This window comes from Pseudomonas sp. X4, from assembly GCF_040784925.1.
Taxonomy (GTDB): Bacteria; Pseudomonadota; Gammaproteobacteria; order Pseudomonadales; family Pseudomonadaceae; genus Aquipseudomonas; species Aquipseudomonas putida_Z.
The window spans coordinates 4,601,647-4,623,956 of sequence record NZ_CP160798.1 but is presented as its reverse complement, the minus strand read 5'-3'; the positions used below and the strand labels follow the sequence as shown (position 1 = coordinate 4,623,956).

At 65.2% G+C, this 22,310-nt stretch carries 16 protein-coding genes and 1 pseudogene; 9 read left to right on the top strand and 8 right to left on the bottom strand.

The window, feature by feature from the left end:
* Positions 1-8 precede the first annotated feature (8 nt).
* The 5 genes from ABX298_RS20705 (at position 9) to ABX298_RS20685 (ending at position 6,174) form a co-directional block, all read left to right on the top strand.
* The gene (locus tag ABX298_RS20705; RefSeq protein ID WP_317410131.1) at positions 9-1,745 is read left to right on the top strand and encodes a type I secretion system permease/ATPase; all 1,737 of its coding nucleotides are present in this window, start codon (positions 9-11) and stop codon (positions 1,743-1,745) included.
* A gap of 6 nt (positions 1,746-1,751) precedes the next feature.
* Positions 1,752-3,092, top strand: a complete 1,341-nt coding sequence (locus ABX298_RS20700) for an HlyD family type I secretion periplasmic adaptor subunit (RefSeq protein ID WP_075044812.1) — start codon at positions 1,752-1,754, stop codon at positions 3,090-3,092.
* Position 3,093: 1 nt separating this feature from the next.
* The gene (locus tag ABX298_RS20695) at positions 3,094-4,422 is read left to right on the top strand and encodes a TolC family outer membrane protein (protein ID WP_367393567.1); all 1,329 of its coding nucleotides are present in this window, start codon (positions 3,094-3,096) and stop codon (positions 4,420-4,422) included.
* Between the two features lie 173 nt (positions 4,423-4,595).
* Positions 4,596-5,459, top strand: a complete 864-nt coding sequence (locus ABX298_RS20690) for a diguanylate cyclase (RefSeq protein WP_367393566.1) — start codon at positions 4,596-4,598, stop codon at positions 5,457-5,459.
* A gap of 46 nt (positions 5,460-5,505) precedes the next feature.
* Positions 5,506-6,174 (top strand): class I SAM-dependent methyltransferase, encoded by a 669-nt coding sequence (locus ABX298_RS20685; protein WP_367393565.1) that lies wholly within the window; start codon positions 5,506-5,508, stop codon positions 6,172-6,174.
* Between the two features lie 208 nt (positions 6,175-6,382).
* On the opposite strand, the gene quiC is transcribed toward ABX298_RS20685, so the two are convergent.
* A complete protein-coding gene (gene quiC / locus ABX298_RS20680; protein WP_025338610.1) occupies positions 6,383-8,290 on the bottom strand; it encodes a 3-dehydroshikimate dehydratase QuiC in 1,908 nt (635 codons plus the stop codon).
* Between the two features lie 375 nt (positions 8,291-8,665).
* On the opposite strand from quiC, the gene ABX298_RS20675 reads away from it, so the two are divergent.
* Positions 8,666-10,039, top strand: coding sequence for an MFS transporter (locus ABX298_RS20675; RefSeq protein WP_025338609.1), 1,374 nt, complete (start codon positions 8,666-8,668; stop codon positions 10,037-10,039).
* 136 nt (positions 10,040-10,175) lie between these two features.
* Here the strand turns inward: ABX298_RS20675 and ABX298_RS20670 are convergent, their stop codons facing one another.
* The 5 genes and pseudogenes from ABX298_RS20670 to ABX298_RS20650 all read right to left on the bottom strand — a co-directional run.
* Complete coding sequence (locus ABX298_RS20670; protein WP_367393564.1) at positions 10,176-11,588, bottom strand: DOPA decarboxylase; 1,413 nt, start codon at positions 11,586-11,588, stop codon at positions 10,176-10,178.
* Between the two features lie 180 nt (positions 11,589-11,768).
* Positions 11,769-12,713, bottom strand: a complete 945-nt coding sequence (locus ABX298_RS20665; RefSeq protein ID WP_367393563.1) for a LysR family transcriptional regulator — start codon at positions 12,711-12,713, stop codon at positions 11,769-11,771.
* A gap of 144 nt (positions 12,714-12,857) precedes the next feature.
* Entirely contained in the window at positions 12,858-13,568 is a 711-nt protein-coding gene (locus ABX298_RS20660; protein ID WP_085592727.1) for a YebC/PmpR family DNA-binding transcriptional regulator, read from the bottom strand.
* 97 nt (positions 13,569-13,665) lie between these two features.
* A complete protein-coding gene (locus tag ABX298_RS20655) occupies positions 13,666-15,057 on the bottom strand; it encodes an FAD-dependent oxidoreductase (RefSeq protein ID WP_317410134.1) in 1,392 nt (463 codons plus the stop codon).
* Positions 15,058-15,141: 84 nt separating this feature from the next.
* A pseudogene (locus tag ABX298_RS20650) lies at positions 15,142-16,389 on the bottom strand (MFS transporter); the annotation flags it as partial.
* 243 nt (positions 16,390-16,632) lie between these two features.
* On the opposite strand from ABX298_RS20650, the gene ABX298_RS20645 reads away from it, so the two are divergent.
* Positions 16,633-17,502, top strand: coding sequence for a LysR substrate-binding domain-containing protein (locus ABX298_RS20645; protein ID WP_013972053.1), 870 nt, complete (start codon positions 16,633-16,635; stop codon positions 17,500-17,502).
* A gap of 219 nt (positions 17,503-17,721) precedes the next feature.
* Positions 17,722-18,093: a DUF2784 domain-containing protein gene (locus ABX298_RS20640; protein WP_367393562.1), complete on the top strand. Its 372-nt coding sequence runs from the start codon at positions 17,722-17,724 to the stop codon at positions 18,091-18,093.
* Here ABX298_RS20640 and tam read toward each other — a convergent pair.
* Both tam and ABX298_RS20630 read right to left on the bottom strand, forming a co-directional pair.
* On the bottom strand, positions 18,083-18,859 hold the full coding sequence (gene tam / locus ABX298_RS20635; protein ID WP_367393561.1) for a trans-aconitate 2-methyltransferase: 777 nt from the start codon (positions 18,857-18,859) through the stop codon (positions 18,083-18,085). The two genes, ABX298_RS20640 and tam, sit on opposite strands and share 11 nt — an antisense overlap.
* A 238-nt stretch (positions 18,860-19,097) precedes the next feature.
* Positions 19,098-20,507, bottom strand: a complete 1,410-nt coding sequence (locus ABX298_RS20630) for an amino acid permease (protein WP_025338600.1) — start codon at positions 20,505-20,507, stop codon at positions 19,098-19,100.
* 323 nt (positions 20,508-20,830) lie between these two features.
* On the opposite strand from ABX298_RS20630, the gene ABX298_RS20625 reads away from it, so the two are divergent.
* Positions 20,831-22,255, top strand: a complete 1,425-nt coding sequence (locus ABX298_RS20625; RefSeq protein ID WP_015269943.1) for a PLP-dependent aminotransferase family protein — start codon at positions 20,831-20,833, stop codon at positions 22,253-22,255.
* Positions 22,256-22,310: the final 55 nt, after the last annotated feature.

Genomic DNA, 22,310 nt, shown 5'->3' with positions numbered 1-22,310 from the left:
GGCCCCCGATGCACAAGCCGCCACGTACCCGTTCCGAGCTGGCCGACGTGCTGTTCCGCCTGCGCCGCAGCTTTTTTGCCCTGGCCGCCTTCAGCGGCGTGATAAACGTCATGATGTTGACGCCAGCAATTTATATGTTGCAGGTGTACGACCGCGCCCTGGTCAGCCGCAACGTCACCACCCTGACCATGCTCACCCTGCTGGTAATCGGCCTGTTCATGCTGATGTCGTCCCTGGAGATGGTCCGCACCCGCGTACTGATCCGGGTCGGCAACTTCCTCGACATGGACCTCAACCGACGCATCTTCAGCGCTGCCTTCGAACGCAACCTGAGCCGCGCCGGCGGCAACCCGGCCCAGGCCCTGCAGGACCTTGCGCAGGTGCGCCAGTTTCTGACCGGCAACGGCCTGTTCGCCTTCTTCGATGCCCCCTGGACGCCGATCTACCTGCTTGTCTGCTACCTGGTCCACCCACTGCTGGGGCTGGTGACGCTGATCGGCTCACTGATCCTGGTGGGCCTGGCCTACCTCACCGAGAAGGCCACGCAAAAACCCTTGGCCGAAGCCAACCAGGCGGCCATGTCGTCGGCCAGCTATGCCAACAACAACCTGCGCAACGCCGAAGTGATCGAAGCCATGGGCATGCTGCCGGCGATCGGCAAGCGCTGGTACCAGGGCCACTTGCGCATCCTGCAGATGCAGACCCTGGCCTCCGACCGCGCCGCAATGATCAGCAGCACCGGGCGCTTCGTGCGCATCACGTTGCAGTCGGTGATCCTCGGTGCCGGCGCACTGCTGGCGATCGAAGGCAAGATCACCCCCGGCATGATGATCGCCTGCTCGATCCTCACCGGCCGCGCCCTGGCCCCGGTGGAGCAGGTGATCGCCGCATGGAAGCAACTGCTGGGCTGTCGTTCCGCCTGGGGCCGGCTCAACGACCTGCTGCACGACTACCCGCAGCGGCCACCGAGCATGTCGCTGCAACGACCAATGGGCATGCTGGCCGTGGAAAACGTGATCGCCGGCGCCCCCGGCACCAACAACAACATCGTGCGCGGGGTCAGCTTCAGCCTGGTCCCGGGTGAAAGCCTGGGCATCATCGGCCCTTCGGCCTCGGGCAAATCCACCCTCGCCCGCCTGCTGGTAGGCGTGTGGCCGACCCAGGCCGGCAAGGTGCGCCTGGACGGTGCCGACATCTTCACCTGGAACAAGGCCGAACTTGGCCCGTGGCTCGGCTATCTGCCGCAGGACGTGGAGTTGTTCGAGGGCACCATCGCCGAGAACATCGCACGCTTCACCGAAGTAAACAGCGAAGCGGTGATCCGCGCTGCCCGCAGCAGTGGCGTGCACGACATGATCCTGCGCTTCCCGCAGGGCTACGACACCCGCCTGGCAGCCGACGGCAGCCCGCTGTCCGGTGGCCAGAAGCAACGCATCGCCCTGGCCCGTGCGCTGTATGGCGAGCCGAACCTGGTGGTGCTGGACGAGCCCAACGCCAACCTCGATGACGTTGGCGAAAAGGCCCTGGTCGATGCGCTGGCCGAACTCAAGGCGCGCGGGGCCACGGTAATCCTGATTTCCCACCGGCCCAATGTGCTGTGCGCGGTCGACAAGGTGCTGATGCTGCGCGACGGTGCCGTGCACATGCTCGGCAGCCGCGACGAAGTGTTCGCGGCGCTGCGCAAGGCCAGCGTGATCCCGGCGGCGACCGCAGCGCCGCTGGCCTCGGTAAAAGCACGGGAGTGATCGATCATGCAGATGACCCAACACACCGAATTGATTCCCGCCGAGGCCCGCAACGGTATCGACCTGGACATGGGCCGGCCGGCACGCTGGGGCGTATGGATGGTCATCGCCGGCTTTGGCGGCTTCCTGCTGTGGTCGTGCCTGGCGCCACTGGATGCGGGGGTGGTCGCCACCGGCACGGTCAAGGTCACCAGCAACCGCAAGGCGGTGCAGCACCTGACCGGCGGCACGGTCGAGGCGATCCTGGTGCGTGAAGGCGACATGGTGAAGAAAGGCCAGGAGGTGGTACGCCTGGACGCCCTGCGCGCGGTGGCCGAACAGGGCGCGGTCAGTGCCCAGTACATTGTCAGCAAGACCGTGGAAAACCGCCTGGAAGCCGAGCGCGATGGCCGCGACACAGTCACCTTCGACCCTGCCTTGCTCAAGCACTACGGCAGCGACCCGCGCCTGCTGGCAGCCATGGACCTGCAACAGCGCCTGCTGGACACCCGTCGCGCGGGCCTTGCCGGTGAACTGAGCATCCTCGAGGAAAACCTGGCCGCCACGGCGGTGCAGCTCAAGGGCCTGCAGCAGGTGTACGGCGCCCGCGCCTCGCAGATCGGCTTCCTCAACCAGGAACTGCAAGGCACACGCGTGCTGGCCGCCGAAGGCTATGTGCCACGCAATCGCCTGCTGGAGCTGGAACGCAACAATGCCGATCTGTCCGCCGGCCAGGCCGAAAACCTCAACAACATTGCCCGGGCGCGCAGCCAGGCCACCGAGATCAAGCTGCGCATCCTGCAACGCCAGCACGACTATCTCAAGGAAGTGGAATCGCAACTGACCGATACCGCCAAGGAGAACACCACCCTGGCCGATCGCCTGCGCGCGCTGGACTACGAAGTGACCCACACGGTGATCCGCTCACCGATCGACGGCATGGTCCAGGCCCTCAGCATCGCCACGGTCGGCGGCATCATCCAGCCTGGGGCCAAGATCATGGAGGTGGTGCCGCTCGACCAGCCGTTGCAGGTGGACGCGATGATCCCGGTGCAGGCCATCGACAAGATGGTGCCGGGCCTGGACGTGGACCTCGCCTTCCCGGCCTTCAACCATGCGAAGACACCGAACATCCCCGGGCGGGTCATGACCATTTCTGCCGACCGCCTGATGGACGAAGAAAGCAAGCAGCCGTACTACCTGGCCCAGGTGGAAGTGACGCAGGACGGCATGGGCCTGTTGGGCAGCAACCACATTCGCCCCGGCATGCCGGCCACCGTCACCATCAAGACCGGCGAGCGCAACCTGCTCAGTTACCTGCTCAAGCCGATGCTCGAACGCGTGGACGCCTCGTTCAAGGAGCAATGACATGAATCGCCCGTGCCTGATGTTGTGCCTGTTGGGGTTGTCCGTACAGGCCAGTGCCATGGACCTGAAGCAAGCCTGGGACCTGCTGCAGTACCAGGGCCCGATCTACCGCGCCGCGGTGCACGAGAAAGAAGCCGGCAGCGAGAACCGCGCCATCGGCCAGGCCGGCCTGCTGCCGCAGATCAACGCTGCGGGCTACTTCAACAGGGTCAATGGCAGCCAGCGTCAGAATGGCCGGGACAGCGACCTGGACTATGACTCCAAGGGCGCCAACGTGCGGTTGCGCCAACCGCTGTTCAACAAGCAGAAGATGGCCGAATACCGTCAGGGCCAGCAGCGTGCGGACTACAGCGTGGCGGTGTTCGATGCCAAGAGCCAGGACGCCGCGGTGCGCCTGGCCGAGGCTTACTTCGACGTGCTGCTGGCCAGCGAAACCATCACCCTGGCCAAGGCCAAGCTGAATGCTTTCGAAGAGCAACTGGCGTCGGCGAAGCGCCGCATGGAGCTGGGTGCCGGCACCATCACCGACATCGACGAGTCGGTAGCCCGTCGCGACCTGGCCGAGGCCGACCTGATCGAGGCCCAGGACAACCTGGTCAACGCCCGCCGCAAGCTGGAGGAATATATCGGTGAAACGCCGGAGTCGCTGACCACCTTGCAGTCGGGCTTCAGCACCCCGCCGCTGATGCCAGGCAACCTGCAGGACTGGCTGGTCAAGGCCCAGGCCGACAGCCCGTTGATCCATGCGCGCCGGCACAGCTACGAGCTGGCCGAAGAAGAAGTGAAACGCGCCCGCGCCGGGCACTGGCCGACCCTGGATTTCGTGGCGGGCTATACCGCCGGCAGCAGCCAGTCGATTTCCGAACTGAACCAGCGCAACCACTACAGCTCGATCGGGCTGGAGCTGAACATTCCGCTGTACAGCGGCGGCAGCACCAGTGCCCTCACCCGCCAGGCCAGCGCCAACAGTTCCAAGGCCCTGGATGAACTGGACGCCACGCGCGAGGAAGTGATCTCCGGCACCACTCGCGAGTACCGCGGCGTGCAGAGTGGCGCCTTGCGCATTCAGGCGCTGGAAAAGGCCGTGGCGTCCAACGAACGCTCGCTGCTTTCGGCCCGCAAGGGTTTCAGGGAAGGCGGCACCAGCACCAACTCGGATGTGCTCAATGCCGAGGAATTGCTGTTTGACGCCCGGCATGACCTGTTCGAGGCGAAGCTGAACTACCTGATGTCGCGGCTGCGCCTGGCATCGTCGGTGGGCAGCCTGGGGGATGACGATATTCAGCAGATCAACGATTACCTCGGGCCGGAACTGGTGGTGAGCAACTGACTATCGGGCAGCCCTGTGGGAGCGGGCATACCCGCGAAGCAGGGGACGCGGTGGATGGCACCGGCTGCGCCGGTGTTCGCGGGCATGCCCGCTCCCACAGGGTATGCGGTGCCTACCGCATTCTGTTCCATTTCAGGCTATGATCGGTCACCCCGCCGCGGACGCCCTGCCCCATGCCCGTAGACCTCCAAGCGTTATACCCCAGGCTGATCCACCTGATGCTGGACACGGTGTTCGTGGTGGACCGGGACAACCAGATCGTTTTCGTCAGCGATGCCTGCGAGGCGCTGCTGGGCTACCGGGCCTGCGAACTGATCGGCACCCCGATCACCGACTACATGCACCCTGACGACCTGGCGATCACCCGCGCATCGATCGTCCGGGTGATGAACGGCCAATCCCACTACGACTTCCGCAACCGCTACATCCGCAAGGATGGCGGTATCGTGCATATCCTGTGGGCCGCCTGCTGGTCCGATGAGGCCGATGCCCGCATCGGTGTGGCGCGGGATGTCACCGCCCAACGCCAGGCCGAGGAGGAACTGCGCTTCCTGGCCCACCATGACCCACTCACCCGCCTGGCCAACCGGGCCATGTTCAATGACCGGCTGGACGCAGCCCTTGCCGCGGCCCGGCACCACAACCACCCGCTGGCGTTGCTGTTCATCGATATCAATGACTTCAAGGACATCAACGACAACCATGGCCACAGCGTGGGTGACCGGGTGCTGTGCACCCTGGCGCGGCGCCTGGAAGGCTGCGTAGGTGCGAGCGATACAGTGGCGCGGATGGGTGGTGACGAGTTCACCGTGCTGCTGACCGACTACGTGTCGCCAGAGGCCATCGCCGAGCAGGTGGCACGCATCCTGGCCGCCATGGCCGAGCCACTCGGCGCCGAGTTTGCCGGCATCGACGCGCCATCCTGCAGCATTGGCGTGGCCCGTTTCCCCGAGGACGGCAACGATGCCGACATGCTGCTGCGCCATGCTGATGGCGATATGTACCGGATCAAGCGACAGCGCGCTGCGGCCGGCTGAGCGCTCTGGCGGCCGCAGCGCGGAAACGAGTACAAAGGAGATGACCATGCGCAACCCTGAAGACGCCTTGCTCGACAGCTGGCAGCACAACGCACAGGCCTGGATCGATGCGGTGCGCAGCGGCAGTATCGACAGCCGTCGCCAGGTCACCGACCAGGCCATCCTGCTGGCCATTCTTGGCCGCCAGCCCGAACGGGTGCTCGACCTGGGCTGTGGAGAAGGCTGGCTGCTGCGCGCGCTGGGCGACCGGGGTATCGAGGCGGTAGGTGTGGATGGAGACCGGGCGCTGGTGGATGCCGCGCGTGCTGCAGGCTCCGCCGAGGTGCACCTGGCCAGCTATGCACAGCTGGCCGCCGGGCAGGCCTGTGTCGGCAAGGACTATGACCTGATCTGTGCCAACTTCGCCCTGTTGCAGCAGGACATCATCCCGTTGCTGGCGGCGATGAATGCGTTGCTGGCGCCCGGCGGTGCACTGGTGATCCAGACCCTGCACCCATGGAGCGTGGCGGATGGGGATTACCAGGATGGCTGGCGGGAGGAGGCGTTTGCCGGGTTCGCCGGGGATTGGCAGGTGATGCCGTGGTACTTCCGTACCCTGGCCAGCTGGCTGAACGCGCTGGACATGGCGGGGTTGCGGCTGGTCAGCCTGCAGGAGCCACAGCACCCGCAGAGTGCGCTGCCGCAGTCGCTGCTGTTGGTGGCCGAGGGGCGCTGAACCGCAGTGGCTTTACCGGCCTCATCGCCGGCAAGCCAGCTCCCACAGGTACTGCACTGGCCTATCGGGCCGTGGTGATCCTGTGGGAGCTGGCTTGCCGGCGATGAGGCCGGTACAGGCAACTCCCACAGGTACTGCACTGGCCTATCGGGCCGCGGTGATCCTGTGGGAGCTGGCTTGCCGGCGATGGGGCCGGTACAGGCAGCAACTACAAGACCGGCTTGCGCGCCGCCCCGCTGCGGGCCTTGGCCATGGCTGCCAGGCGCACCGCGACGTTGGCCGCACCGTAACCGGCATACCCCCCCTTGCGCTGGATGATCTCGAAGAAGAAACGCTCTTCGAACGGCTCGGTGTACACGTGGAACAGCTCGCCGCCCTGGGCATCGCGGTCGTACAGCACGTTGTAGTAGGCCAGTTCGCTGAGGAACTCGTCGTCGAAATCGAAACGCGCCGCCAGGTCGTCGTAGTAGTTCAGCGGGATCTCCAGCAACGGTACCCCAGCCAGTTTTGCCCGCGCCACCTCGCGGAAGATGTCGTCGCAATCGAAGGCGATGTGGTGCACGCCCGAACCACGGTAGCTGGACAGCGCATGGGCGATGGCGGTGTTGCGGTTTTCCGAGATGTTCAGCGGCAGGCGCAGGGTGCCGCACTGGCTACGCAGGGCGCGGCTCTTGACCAGGCCATAAGGGTCCGGCAGCACCACTTCGTCGTCGGCAGCGAAATCGAACAGGCTCTTGTAGAACAGCACCCAGCTGTCCAGCGACTCGGCCGGCAGGGCCAGGGCCATGTGGTCGATACGGCGCAGGCCGCCGGTGGCCGTGGCGTTCTTGTCCAGGCTGAAATCGGTGTCGTACAGGGTCTGGCCGGCAGTGCCCTGCTCCACCAGGTACAGCAGGCTGCCATCTGGCGCACGTACCGCCGGCACTTCGCACTCGTTGGGCCCGACCAGGCCACGGAATGGCTGGCCACGGAAGGCCGTGGCGCGCTTCAGGGCGGCTTGCTGGTCCTTGACCCGCAGCGCGGTGGCGCACAGCGACGGCCCGTGGGCCTCGAAGAAGTTGTGGCCGAAGGAATAGGGTTCGGCGTTCAGCACAATGTTGATATCGCCCTGGCGCAGCAGCTGCACCTCTTTGCTGCGGTGCTTGCCGGCATCGGCAAAGCCCAGGCGCTTCAGCCAGCTGCCCAGGCGCGCGCCAACGGCTTCGTCGACTGCAAATTCGAGGAATTCCACGCCGTCATAGGCACTGGCCGCCGGTGGGGTGAACAGCACACCGGGCTCGATCGAGGTACCTTCCTGCTCCAGGCGCAGGCGGGTGTGCTCTTCGAGGTACAGCAGCGAACGCAGGCCGTCGGCGGCGTTCTGCCGGGGCGGTGCGGCGCGGAAGCCGTCGTTGAAGATTTCCAGCGACAGCGGCCCGCGGTAGCCGGTGGCAAGGATTGGCGCCAGGAAACCGGCCATGTCCATCTCGCCCTGCCCCGGGAAGCAGCGGAAGTGGCGGCTCCACTCCAGCACATCCATGGCCAGGATCGGCGCGTCGGCCATTTGCACGAAGAAGATCTTGTCGCCGGGGATATCGCGGATCGCGCTCGGGTCGCCCTTGAGCGACAAGGTGTGGAAGCTGTCGAGGATCACCCCGAGGGCCGGGTGGTCGGCCTGGCGCACCAGGTTCCAGACTTGCTGGTAGGTGTTGACGTGGCGGCCCCAGGCCAGCGCTTCGTAGCCAATGCGCAGGCCGCGTTTGCCAGCGTGCTCGGCCAGCAGGCGCAAGTCGTCAACCAGCAATTGCTCTTCGCCCAGGGCATCGGCCTGGACGTTGCTGCATACCAGCACCAGGTCGGTGCCCAGTTCCTGCATCAGGTCGAACTTGCGCTCGGCGCGGTCGAGGTTTTTCTGCAGGCGGTCGCGGCGGCAGCCCTCGAAATCGCGGAACGGCTGGAACAGGGTGATGGCAATACCCAGGTCGGCGCACATCTGCCGTACCTGGCGCGGGCTGCCGGCGTAATAGAGCAGGTCGTTTTCGAAGATCTCGACGCCGTCAAAACCGGCGGCGGCGATGGCTTCGAGCTTTTCCGGCAGGGTGCCGCTCAAGGACACGGTAGCGATCGAACGCTGCATGGCGGGAGTTCCTTGTTGTTAGAGGGTTGAGGCCAGGGCTGCCTGTTCCGGCCCAATCGCCGGCAAGCCAGCTCCCACAGGATTGGCGCATACCTTGTGGGAGCTGGCTTGCCGGCGATTGGGCCGGGCCTGGAAAATCAGTGCCACAGTTCCTGGCACGATCGATTATTCGCAGGTAAAGTCGTCGCTTCAATCTCTTTGTACGGAATGGTTAGTTTTGCGTTCGATTATCGCACAAAACCGGTTTTAGCGAATTGCCAGTCCACTGGCCCGTGGTCAACATGAACCACAGACGCAGGCACACCGACCCTCGCCTCCTGCCTTGGCGAATCTCCGGCGGAACCTGTGCAAACAACAATAACAACGGAGACAACGATGGCTCACTCCAGCTCTCAAGCCAAGAAAGCGACCGCCAGTGGATGGATAGGCTCGGCACTCGAGTACTACGACTTCTTCATCTACGCCCAGGCCGCTGCGCTGATTTTCCCGCAGATCTTCTTCCCCAACACCGACCCGAAAATGGCCATCATTGCCTCGCTGGCCACCTACGGCGTGGGTTACCTGGCGCGCCCGGTCGGCGCCTTCGTGCTGGGCCACTGGGGTGACACCCGCGGCCGCAAGAACGTACTGCTGCTGTGCATGTTCCTGATGGGCCTGTCGACGATGGCCGTGGGCCTGCTGCCCACCTACCACGACATCGGCCTGCTCGCCCCGGCCTTGCTGGTGGTGCTGCGCCTGATCCAGGGCTTTGCCGTGGCCGGGGAAATCTCCGGTGCCAGTTCGATGATCATGGAGCACGCACCGTTCGGTCGACGGGGCTACTACGCCAGCTTCACCCTGCAAGGCGTGCAGGCTGGCCAGGTGTTGGCGGCGGCAGTGTTCCTGCCACTGGCCTACTTCATGCCCAGCGAAGCCTTCAACGACTGGGGCTGGCGCATTCCATTCCTGATGAGCGCCATCGTGCTGATCGCCGGCTTCATCATTCGCAAGGAAGTGCACGAAACCCCGGCGTTCGTGAAGGAAGAGAAGCAGGACAAGGTCGCCAAGTCGCCGATCAGCGAGGCCTTCCGCCACAGCTGGAAGCACATGGTGCTGGTGATGTTCATGGCCTTGATGAACGTGATCCCGGTAGTCGCCACCATCTTCGGTGCGGCCTACGCGGTGCAGCCAGCCTATGGCATCGGCTTCGACAAGAGCGTGTACCTGTGGATTCCGGTAGTCGGCAACATCGTCGCGGTGCTGGTGATTCCATTTGTCGGCAACCTGTCCGACAAGATCGGCCGTCGCCCGACCATGATCGCCGGTTGCCTGGGCTCGGGCCTGCTGGCTTTCGTCTACCTTTATGCGATCAGCATTCAGAACGTACCGCTGGCGTTCGCCTCGTCGATCGTGATGTGGGGCATGGTGTACCAGGGTTACAACGCGGTGTTCCCAAGCTTCTACCCGGAGCTGTTCCACACCCGCTACCGTGTTTCGGCCATGGCCATCGCGCAGAACATCGGCACCATGCTGACCGCCATGCTGCCGGCACTGTTCGCCCTGGTTGCCCCGCCTGGTTCGGACAACATCCCGCTGGTGGTCGGTGGCCTGGCGTTCTTCATCACCTGCGTGTGTGCCCTGGCAGCGTACATTGCCCCGGAAACCCATCGCCTGGCGATGGAAGACCTTGGCAACCCCGATGCCAAGCCGATGGACAAGACCGCGTATGAGGCTAGCCGTAAAGGGAGCTTTCAGGCAGTGAGCCACTGACAGATTGCAGGGGGCTGCTCTGCAGCCCATTCGCGGGCATGCCCGCTCCCACAGGGTCGCATCAAGCCTGAGGCCGATGCAGTCCATGTGGGAGCTGGCTTGCCGGCGAAAGGGCCGCAACGCGGCCCCGGCAGTTTCAGCCCTTGACCACTTCCTGCAGGCGCGCCCAGAGCTGTTCGACATGCTCCCGCTCGGTCGGCAATGCGCCAATCGACACCCGCACCATCCACCGTCCATCCAGCGTCGCCGGCGTCACATAGGCATCCCCGGACGCGTTCAGCCGTTCGGCCCAGCCCTTGGTATGCGCATCCAGCGCCTCCCCTTCCAGCCCCGCAGGCCGATGGCGAATGCACAACGTCTGCAACTGCACCGGCGCCAGCACCTCCCACTCCGCCGCCGCGCCGATTTGCCCGGCCAGCCACTGGGCATTGTCCAGGTCACGCCGCAGCCGTGCCTGCAACGCCTCGACCCCCTCGCTGCGCAGCATGAACCACAGCTTCAACGCACGGAACCGACGGCCCAGCGGGATACCCCAGTCACGCAGGTTCTTCACCTCGCCATCCACCGCCGACTGCAGGTAGCTGGGGTTGGTGCTCATGACCCGGATCAGGTGCTGCGGGTCGCGCACGTAGTAGATCGAGCAATCGAAGGCCACACCCAGCCACTTGTGCGCGTTGACCACCAGCGAATCGGCCAGCTCGATGCCGTCCCACATCCAGCGGCATTCCGGCAGGATCATCGCCGAGCCGGCCATGGCCGAGTCCACGTGCAGCCACAGGCCATGAGCCTGGGCGATCTCGCCGATCGGCCGCAGCGGGTCGAGGGCCGTGGTAGCGGTGGTGCCGGTGGTCGCGACCACGGCGCAGGGCTGGTTGCCGGCGGCCAGGTCCTGCTCGATCGCCGCCTGCAGTGCTTCCGGGCGCAGGGCATAGCGTTCGTCGGTCGGGATCAGGCGGATGTTGTCGCGACCGAAACCGGCCAGCAATGCGGCCTTGTCCACCGAACTGTGGGCATGGGCGCTGACATAGACGATCAGCGGCCTGGCCTGGGCTTGCAAGCCGCCGCGTACCAGTGCGTAGTCGCTGGCGCGTTCCCGCGCGCAGATCAGCGCCACCAGGGTACTGGTGGATGCGGTGTCCTGGATCACCCCGCTCCATTGGCCAGACAGGCCGAGCAGCTGACGCAGCCAGTCGAGGGTGGTTTCCTCCAGCTCGCTCAGGGCCGGGCTGGACTGCCACGACAGGCCCAGCACGCCCAGGCCAGTGCTGAGGAAGTCACCGAGGACCGACGACAGGGTGCCGTTGGAGGGGAAGTAGCCGTAGAAGTCAGGGTGCTGCCAATGGGAAAGGCCGGGCATGACCAACTGGTTGACGTCGTCGAGGATCGCTGCGAAAGGTTCGCCTTGCCGGGGGGCCTGAGCGGGCAAGGCGGCCTTGAGATAGCCGGGCTCGACCTGGGCCATGACCGGGCGCTCGCCGACGGTCTGGCGGTAGTCGGCGATCAGGTCGATCAGTTGGTGGCCGTACTGGCGGAATTGTTCGGGGGTCACCTGGGGTCTCCTGTGGGTGGTTCGCTGCCTGTACTGGCCTCTTCGCGGGTAAACCCGCTCCCACAGGTACTGCATCGTTTGTAGGAGCGGGTTTACCCGCGAAGAGGCCGGTACAGGCAACACAATGCCCCAGTCTAGGCACCTATCCCGAAGTGAATAACCCCACCTCACGCATACCTGCTATGGCAAACCCGCATGCCCGCCCTGCACACCGAACTGCGACTGGCGCCACAACTCGAACACCCGGTTGCGCAACCAGCGGTGTTCGGCCGAGGCCTGCAGGCGCTGGTGCCACACCACCCAGTAGCGCTGGCTGTGGTCGATGAAGCCCAGCGGCCGCCAGGCCAGGTCATGCAGGCGGCACAGCTGCCGGGCGATGTGCTCGGGCACGGTGGCCAGCGCCTGGCTGTTGGCGATCACCTGCACGGTGGCAGAGAAGAACGGCACTTCCAGGCTGACCCGCCGTTGCAGGCCCTGGGCGCGCAAGTGGCGGTCGATGAAGCTGTCCTTGTCGCCTCCACCGGAAATACGCACATGCTTGTGCGCCAGGTAGTCGGCCTGGCTGAGCGCGCCGCGGGCGGCCAGCGGGTGGTCGTGGCGCATCAGGCACACCGCGCGGTCCTCGCCCAACAGGCGCCCGTGCAGGTTGGGTGGCGACTCGTCGAACAAGGTGGTGGCCAGGTCGATCTCGCCGCTGGCCAGCAAGGCGTACTGGCCGGCCTGCCAGGTGCGGTACTCCAGCGATACACCCGGCGCTTCGCGCTCCAGCGCCGCCACCAGCAGCGGCAGCATGTGCTCGGCCACGTAGTCCGAAGCGGCCAGGCAGAAACGCCGCTCGCAGCGCGCCGGGTCGAACACCGCGGGCTGGCGCAGGGCGTGCAGCTCTTCGAGAACCTGGCGCAGGGGTTCGACCAGGGCTTCGGCGTGTTCGCTGAGCACGTAACCGCGGCCCTGGCGTACCAGCAACGGGTCATCGAAGGCTTCGCGCAGATGGACCAGCTGGCGGCTGAGGGCGGACTGGCTGACGCCCAGGCGCTCGGCGGCGTGGCTGAGGTTCTTCAGCTGCAGCAGGTGGTCGAGGGTGCGCAGGTGGGTGAGGCTAAGGGAGGCGAAAGCGAGGTTCATACAGGCTCCCTTCCAGGGGATCGACCGGCCCAATCGCCGGCAAGCCAGCTCCCACAGGGTCACCACAACCATCGGGGCTTGTGCTGTACCTGTGGGAGCTGGCTTGCCGGCGATTGGGCCGCAAAGCGGCCCCAGAGAAGCAGATCAGTCAGTCAGACCAACATAAACGTTCTGCACGTCATCGTTCTCGTCGATGGCTTCGAGGAACGCTTCCACCTCGGCCAGCGCTTCGGCACTCAGGGTTGCCGCGCTCACCGGGTTCTTCGGGGTGTAGCCGATCTTCGCCGAGGTCACGGTGAAGCCATGCTCCGGCAGGGCCTTCTGCACCGCGTCCAGGTCGGTGGTGTCGGTGATGAACAGGGTCGAACCCTCTTCGTCGCCGTCTTCAAAGTCCTGGGCACCGGCTTCGATGGCCGCCATTTCCGGGTCGGCGTCGCCGCTCGGGGTGGCTTCGATCAGGCCGACGTGGTTGAAATCCCAGGCCACCGAACCACTGGCACCCAGCTGGCCCTTGCGGAACAGCACGCGGATTTGCGCGACGGTGCGGTTGACGTTGTCGGTCAGGCACTCGACGATCAGCGGTACCTGGTGCGGGGCGAAACCTTCGTAGCTTACCGCCGAGTACTGCACGGCATCGCCGTCCAGGCCCGCGCCCTTGCGGATTGCGCGTTCCAGGGTCTCGCGGGTCATCGAGGCCTTCTTTGCCTGCTCGATGGCCAGGCGCAGGCGTGGGTTCATGTCCGGGTCGGCGCCGGACTTGGCGGCGATCTGGATCTCTTTGGACAGCTTGCCCATGATCTTGCCTTTGGCGTTGGCCGCGGCTTCTTTATGTTTGGCTTTCCACTGTGCGCCCATGTCGACTCTCTTGTTTCAGCGGCCGGTTCAGGAAGCGACCGGCCAAAAGTGGGTGCAGTTTATACGCCCTCCGGCCTGTGTTCGACAAGAAATCTCATCAGCCTTTATCGGCCTTGCCCGCCGCCGCGGCAAACCGCGCCAGGCGCACATCCAGCCTGCGCGGCCGCAGCCCACGGTCCTCGGCCCGCTCCTTGCGGCGGATGGCATTGCGCACCATCAGCGAGCCCAGGTAGCGGATCGGCTCGGGCGGAAACAGCCCCAGCGGCCCCTTGACCAGCGGCGAACGGGTCCATGGGTCGTCCAGCCCCAGTGCCAGCGACGACAGAATCTGCCCGCCCATGTGGCACGGCCCGACGCCGCTGCCGGAGTAACCAAAGCCGTAGAACACGTTGCCCTGCCCGTCCAGCCGGCCAAAGAACGGCAAACCGGTCACCGAGCGGTCAGACGGCCCGTTCCAGCTGGCCGCCAGCGGCACCTCGGCCAGCGCCGGGAAAAACCCGCCCAGGCTTTCACGCAGCAGCGGCCGGTACGGCGACGGCTGGTCGAACACCGGCAGCATGCGCCCGCCATAGGCGAAGGTATTGCCGCCCTTGCCGAGCATCAGCCGACCATCGGAGGTGTTGTGGTAGTAATGCACGAATATCCGCGAATCGAGCACGCTGATGCCGCTGTCCAGGCCAATCTGATGCAACAGCTCGGGGCAAGGTTCGGTGATCACCATGTCGCTGGAAACAATCACCACGCTGCGCTCGAACTGTGGGAAAGCCCGCGCCATCCAGGCATTCAGGCCCAATACCACGCGGTCGGCGCGCACCGTGCCATGGGCCGTGCGCACCTGCACCGGGGCGCCGTGCTCCAGGCCGGTCATGGCGGTGCCCTCATGGATGCGCACGCCGCGCTGCAAGGCTACCCGGCGCAGGCCGCGCACCAGCTTGCCCGGCTGCACCGTGGCCGCGGCCGGCGAGAACCAGCCTTCCAGGTGCCGCGCCGAACCCGCCAGGCGCTGCACCTGCTGCAGCGGCAGGCGGCGAAACGAATTGATCCCCTTTTGCTCCAGCGCAGCGATCACCGAGTCGGTGGCGCCGACCTGCGCGGCGTTGGTGGCGGTGTACAGCGTGCCGTCCAGGCGGTAGTCGCAATCGATGCCATTGGCCGCGCAGAACGCGCCGATCTCACCGATGCTGCGCTCCGACTCACGCACCAGGCGCACCGCCTCGGCCACCCCGAACAACCGCTCGAGGGTGAAGTACTTGGCCGACCAGGACAACGCACAGCCACCATTGCGGCCACTGGCACCGGCACCGCAGATATCGGCCTCGATCAGCACGATATCCAGGGCCGGCACCGCTTCCTTGAGCATCAGCGCGGTCCACAGGCCGGTATAGCCGCCGCCGACGATGCACACATCGCAACGGACATCGCCTTGCAGCGGCGGGCACACCGCCTCTTGCGCCGAATCCAGGGCCTGTTGCAGCCAGAAGGGTCTCATTCGCTCGCTTTCCTTTCAGGTACGCAGTGGCTTGATTGCCATGCTGGTATTCGGTGCCACATCAGTGCTTTGCGCAGCGCTGGCCGGGCGGCTGTTCCAGTGCGGCAGCAGCACCAGCGCCGAGAACAGCGCGCAGCCGGCGAACACGATGAACACCGTGACACCATCGAAGTACCCCGGCAGCAGCCCGCCAAGCACCGCCCCCACCGAGCCACAGCCGTTGACGAAACCTGCTGCGGTGGCGCCGGCCTTGGCAGTGCCGAAGTCGATGGCCGCAGCGCCGCTGATCATCGAGTCCGGCCCGTACAGGGTCAGGCCCATGACGAACAGCAGGGCCACCACCAGGATCACGCTGCCGGTGTGCATGGCCGCCATGAACGCCGCCAACGCCACGGTCAGCAACACCAGGCTGATGACACAGGCCGGCATGCGCCGGGCGCCGAACAGCTTGTCGGAGGCCAGGCCGATGATGATCGGGCCGAGCAGCCCGGCCAGTTCGAAGGCTGTCGGGATGATCGCTGCCCCTACCTTGCCCACCGAGGGCATCTGCTCGAAGACGATCACCGGCCCCCACAGCAGGATGGCGTAGCGCGCCGGCTTCAACAGGAAGTACGCCAGCCCCAGGGTCAGCACCGTGCGGTTGCGCATGATCTCCTTCAGCGGCGCCCACACGCTGCACAGGTTGCCGGCCGGGGCCATGCTTTGTGGCTCGGGCTCCACCGCCGGCAGGCCGACGTCTTCAGGCTTGTTGCGCTGCAGGAAGAAGAACAGCACGGCCACCAGCGCCACCACCGCGGCACTGGAGAAGAACGCCGCGTGCCACGTACCGACCAGGGTATAGGCCCACCAGCCGGCGAACGGCGAGGCCACCAGGCCGCCGAAGGCATAGCAGGAGCTCCACAGGCCCAGCACCCGCCCACGCTGCGACGCCGGGAAGAAGCTGCCGATGTTCTTGCACAACCCGGCCCAGCCGGTTGATTGCGCCAGGCCCTGCACCAGCATGCAGGTGGCGAAGATCGGGAAGGTGGCGTAACTGCCCATCACCACCGCCGCAGCAGCAGAAATCAGCAGGCCGCCGAGCACCACCACTCGTGGGCCAAAGCGGTCGGCAAGCATGCCCCAGGTGAACTGGCCTACGGCGTAGGCGGCCAGGTAGATGGCGTCGAGGTTGGCCATGGCGGCCTTGTCGAGCATGAAGTTGGGGTCTTCACCGATGCCCAGCTTGGCCACCGAGAAGGCCTTGCGGGTGAAGTAGAAGGCGGCGTAGGCCAGCCAGGTAATGGCGAAAATCTGGATACGCCAGCGTTTGAACGCGGCTAGGGATTGGTTCATGTAAGTCTGACCTCTTGCTTGAGTGTGCCGGCAGAATGTGAAGAAACGCCTGTCTTGTTCTTGTGTTACGCACAGCGATGACGAGGCTGTCATCGGGTCAGATGGCGCCGTGTGGGTGCCATGGCCCTGGCGGCACTTGTGGTACCAGCGTCGGGCTGACATGCATGGAAACAGTTGCGCTAAGATAAATAAAATCGATTTATCGTATTTCACACATAAGCCCAGCTTGTTACTGAGGTCGTCATGTCGGTTTCCCACGCACAACTCAAGGCCTTCCATGCCGTGGCCGTTCACGGCAGCTTTACCCGCGCCGCCGAAAAGCTGTTTCTTACCCAGCCCGCGGTGTCGGACCAGGTGCGCAAACTGGAGGAGCGCTTCGGCGTCTTGCTGTTCCACCGCAACAAGCGTTCGGTGCAGCTCACCGACCTCGGCGAGCGCCTGCTGGGCATCAGCCAGCGCCTGTTCGCCTGCGAGGCCGAGGCCCATGAACTGCTGCAGGATTCGCGTGCGCTGCACACCGGCAGCCTGGTGCTGGCGGTGGATGCGCCGGTGCACGTGCTGCCGCAGATCGCCCGCTTCTGCCAGCGCTACCCGGGCATCCAGGTGAAGATCGAGACCGGCAACACCGACGAGTCGCTGGCCCGGCTGTTCAGCTACCAGGCCGACCTGGCCCTGCTGGGGCGGGACGTCGACGATGAGCGGCTGCACTGCCTGCCGCTGCGCCGCGACCCGATGGTGGCGTTCGTCTCCCACCAGCACCCATGGGCCAGCCGCGGCGCGATCAGCCTGGCGGACCTGGACGATACGCCGCTGGTGCTGCGCGAGCCCGGGTCGGTGACGCGGCAGACGCTGGAAGAAGAAATGCAACGGGCCGGGCTGCGGATTCGCCCGGCGATCCAGGTGGAAGGCCGGGAAGCGGCGCGGGAAGCGGTGGTGGTGGGGATTGGTGTGGGGGTGGTGTCGGCGGCGGAGTTTGGTGCGGATGCGCGGGTGTGCGCCTTGCCGATCGTCGATTGCCAGCGGCACCTGACCGAGACCCTGGTGTGCCTGAGCGAGCAGCGCACGCGGCGGGTGGTGGCGACCTTCCTGCAGATGGTGGAGGAAGGGTTGTAAGCCTGTGCCGGCCTCTTCGCGGGCTTGCCCGCTCCCACAGGGGCCGCACTCAGGCTCAGATTGGCACGGTACCTGTGGAGACCAATGTAGGCAGCTCTCACAGGTATTCCACAGCTCTCGAGCTCTGTGGAGTACCTGTGGGAGCGGGTTCACCCGCGAAGAGGCCGGTACGGGCAACCCAACTATGCTGGGATAACCTCAACCCTCGGCACACACCCCATGCTCTACCGCCTTGCCGCCGACAGCCTGGTCCTGCTGCACCTGCTCTTCATCCTGCTGGTGCTGTTCGGCGGCCTGATGGTACTGCGCTGGCGCCCTGCCCTGCTGCTGCACCTGCCGGCGCTGGCCTGGGGCATGGCGGTGGAATGCCTGCACCTGGGCTGCCCGCTGACCACCTGGGAAAACCGCATGCGCAGCGCGGCTGGTGACGCGGGCTATCAGGGCGGCTTCGTCGAGCACTACATCTGGCCGTTGATCTACCCCGCCGGGCTGACACCGCACATCCAGCTGCTGCTAGGCACTTTGGTGCTGCTGCTCAACCTCGGCATCTACAGCTACGTGGCCTGGCGCTGGCGCCGCCCTAGCGGGTAGCGATCACGAACAGCCGCGGGAACGGCAACAGCACCTTGCCATCGGTGGCCGGCGGGTAGTCGCGCTGCATCGCCTGCAGGTACATCTGCAGGAAATCCGCCTGCTCCTGCTCCTCCAACCGCCCCAAGTACGGACGCAAGGCCGAACCCTTGAACCATTCCACCACGGCTTCGGCGCCACCGGCCAAGGGGTGATGATAGGTGGTACGCCACACATCCACCCGCGCGCACAGCGGGCTGAGCAGGTCGTAGTAGAACGCCGCGCTGTGCCGTGGCGGCAGCTGGAAATCAGAGAACTTCGCCGCCCAGGGGCCCTGGCTGGCGATTTCGCGCAGCTGCCGGTGGGCCGGCTCGTCGAGGTTGTCCGGGGTCTGCACGGCCAGGCTGGCACCTTCGCTCAGCTGGCGCACCAGGTGCGGGTACAGCGAGGCGTGGTCGGGCACCCACTGTAACGAGGCATTGGCCAGGATCAGGTCCTGCGGCTCGGGAGCGGACCAGCCGGCAATGTCACCGACGACAGTGCGCACCCGGGGGATGCACAGCCGTTTGCGCTCGCGGGCCTTTTCGATCATGTCCGGGTCACTGTCCAGGGCCGTCACCTGGGCATCCGGGTAACGTTGCAGCAGCACCTCGGTGGAATTGCCAGGGCCACAGCCCAGGTCGGTGGCGTGGCGTACCGGGCGTGGTGGCACAGCGGCGAGCAGATCGCGCACGGCGCGGGTACGCTCGTCTTCGAACAGCGAGTACTGGGTGGCGGACCAGGCCATGTGAAGCTCCTTTGGGCGGGCAATGTGTTCAGCATATTGCCATCTGCACTGTTCTGATAGGTCTGACGCGGTCCTTGTGGGAGCGGCCTTGTGTCGCGAAAGGGCCGCAAGGCGGCCCCATGGTTCTCCGGTGTTGCAGCCCTTTCGCGACACAAGGCCGCTCCCACAAAACCTGGCCCAACAACGCGAAACGGCCGGGTCCCTGAGGGAGCCGGCCGTTTCGAGAAGCGAGTGACGCTTAGTGCTGCTTGCCAGTGCGGATCTGGTGCACCACACCCATCGCCACCACGATTGCCGCGGCGATACCGGTGGAGATCACCAGGATCTGGTAGTCAGGCATGAAGGCCATGGTTACCAGGGCGGCCACGATGAACGCGATCACCAGGTAGGTCAGCCATGGGAACAGCCACATCTTCAGGCGTACTTCCTTGCCTTCGGCAATCAGCTTGCGGCGCATGCGCAGCTGCGAGAAGGCAATCACAAGGTACACCAGCAGGGCAATCATGCCGGTGGTGTTCATCAGGGTTTCCAGCACGTCTTTCGGGCGCAGGGTCTCGCTGAAGTTGATCAGCGCACACACCACGGCCACGGCGCACGAACCCATGATCGCGTACACCGGTACACCGGTGCCGGCGCGGGTGATCTTGAAGAACGACGGCGCGTCGCCACGCTGGGCCAGGGAGAACAGCATGCGCGAAGCGGTGTAGTGGCCCGAGATCAGGCAGCTGCTCACCGAGGTCAGCACCACGAAGTTCATCAGCAGCTCGGCATACGGCACGCCCAGCAGCTCCAGGGTGCGGCGGTAGGCGCCATAGCCGGAAACGCCCAGGTGCGGGTCGTTCCACGGTACCAGGCAGACGATCAGGAAGATCGAACCCACGTAGAACAGGCACACACGCCAGACCACCGAGTTGGTCGCCTTGACGATCTGCGCGGCCGGGTCCTTGGCTTCGGAAGCGGCGATGGTGACGATTTCCGCGCCGAGGAAGGCAAACATCACCCCGAGCAAGGCACCGATCACGGTGGTGATGCCATTGGGCATGAAGCCTTCGGCGGTGAGGTGGCTGATGCCACGCACTTCACCGAACTGCCAGATGTTCAGCACGGCAGCGGTACACACGATCAGGAAGCAGACGATCGCGATCACCTTGATCAAGGCGAACCAGAATTCGAACTCACCGTAGTGCTTGACGTTGAAGAAGTTGACGGTGATCAGCAACAGGGTCGTGGCCAGCACGAACACGTTGACGCTGACGTCGGGGAAGAAACCATGCAGGATCTTGCCCGCCACATAAGCTTCCCAGGCCATGAGGATGACCCAGTACCACCAGTACAGCCAGCCGATGGTGAAACCGGCCCAACGGCCGATGGCGCGATCGGCGTAGGTGGAGAACGAACCGGTGTCTGGCGAGGAAGTCGCCATTTCACCCAGCATGCGCATGATCAGTACCACCAGGATGCCGCCTGCCAGGTAGGCCAGCACCGCGGCTGGGCCGGCGCTGTGAATCACGCTGCCGGAACCGACGAACAAGGCGCCGCCGATAACCCCGGCGATCGACATCATCGTCAGGTGGCGCGACTTGAGCGAGGCACTGAGCTTGCTCTCGTGCCCGCTTTTCGCGGTGGTGGTTGTGGATGTTGCGTCCATCAGTTGTGTACCCCGTGCTTCTTTTTATCCAAGGAAAACTGTAAAACCCCGATGGCTGGCGGTTTCACGTACATCAGTGCTAATGCGCGCAGGATGGTGTGAGCGAACACACGCAGGCCCTCCATGGCGGCCTGCTGACGCGCCCCAGGGCAGGCGCCTGGGGCGAACTGAACATGCTTTAGGTGGCGATATCTGACACCTAATGTAAAAATGTCCGACGCAGAGAGCCATGCACAGTGGCATGAAACTCGCACTGCACTGTACAGGTCGCCCATGCAATACACCTTGCAAACGCCGGGCGATACGCACCCTGAAGGCCCCGAATGTTCGAATTACATCCAGACTCCTCGACCCCGCTGGTGAACCAGATCATCGACGGGCTGCGCGAGTTGATCGACAACCAGACCCTCAAGCCAGGCGCCAAGGTCCCCTCGATCCGCGCCTTTGCCGCGAGCTATTCGGTGAGCACCTTCACCGTGGTCGAGGCCTACGACCGTCTGGTCGCCCAGGGCCTGCTGGTGAGCCGGGGCAATGCGGGGTTCTTCGTCAACCGCGCGGCGGGCGAATTGCTCGACCCGCACAACGCCGAGGCCGACACCAGTCGACCAACGTTCAACTCCGAGTGGTACCTGCAGCAGATCTTCGAAATCCGCCAGCTGCCGTTCAAGCCTGGCTGCGGCTGGCTGCCCAACGACTGGATGTACGAAGACGGCCTGCGCCGCGGCCTGCGCCAGGTGGCCGGCAGCCCGCTGGAGCTGTCGGGCTACGGCGACCCCATGGGCCTGATGGAACTGCGAGCACTGACCGCACAGAACCTGCAGCAGGAACTGTCTATCGTCGCCAACCCGGCGCAGCTGATGCTCACCCATGGCGCCAGCCAGGCCCTGGACCTGGCCGCGCGCACCCTGGTGCGCCCGGGCGACGTGGTGCTGGTGGACGACCCCGGCTACCCCAACCTGATGAGCATCCTGCGCACCCAGGGCGCAACCCTGGTCGGCGTACCGCGCACACCGGCCGGCTACGACCTGAACCAACTGGAGCAGTTGCTCACCCATCACCGCCCCACTGCGTTCTTCACCCAGCCGCACCTGCACAGCCCGACCTGCTCGCGCACGCCGCTACCGCAGCTGCACCGCCTGCTGCAACTGGCCAGCCAGCACGGCTTCCGCCTGGTGGAAAACAACCTGTATGCCGACATGGTCGCCGAACCGCAGCCGTGCCTGGCCAGCCTCGACCACCTGCAGCAGGTGGTGTACGTGGGCAGCTACTCCAAGAGCATTTCGCCCAATGTGCGGGTCGGCTACATGCTGGCCAACCCCGAGCTGATGCAGAAGCTGCTGCACCTGAAGATGCGCTCGGGCCTGACCACCTCGCAGGTGATGGAGCGCGTGGTGTATGCCGCGATCATCGACGGGCGCTGGCGCAAGCACCTCAAGCGCCTGCGCCAGCGTTTGGCCGAGGCGCACCAGGAAGTTGGCCGGCATCTGCATCGGTTGGGCTTCGAGCTGTTCATCGAGTCGGATGAAGGGATGTATATCTGGACCCGCCACCCGGCGATTCCGGACAGCGCGGCGTTGCTGGATGATGCGTTGGAGAAAGGCATCATGCTCGGGCCCGGGCAGTTGTTCATGGTCGATGCCAAGGCGACCGGCTGGATGCGGTTCAACGTGGCGTTCAGTACCGAGCCGGCGATGTGGGAGTTGCTGGAGAAGGTGTTGGTGAAGCATGTGCGGCGGGGTGGGGTGTAACGGGCTGCTTCGGCTATCCGTGCGTCCACCTGGCGCTGATGGGCTGCCTGCCCCG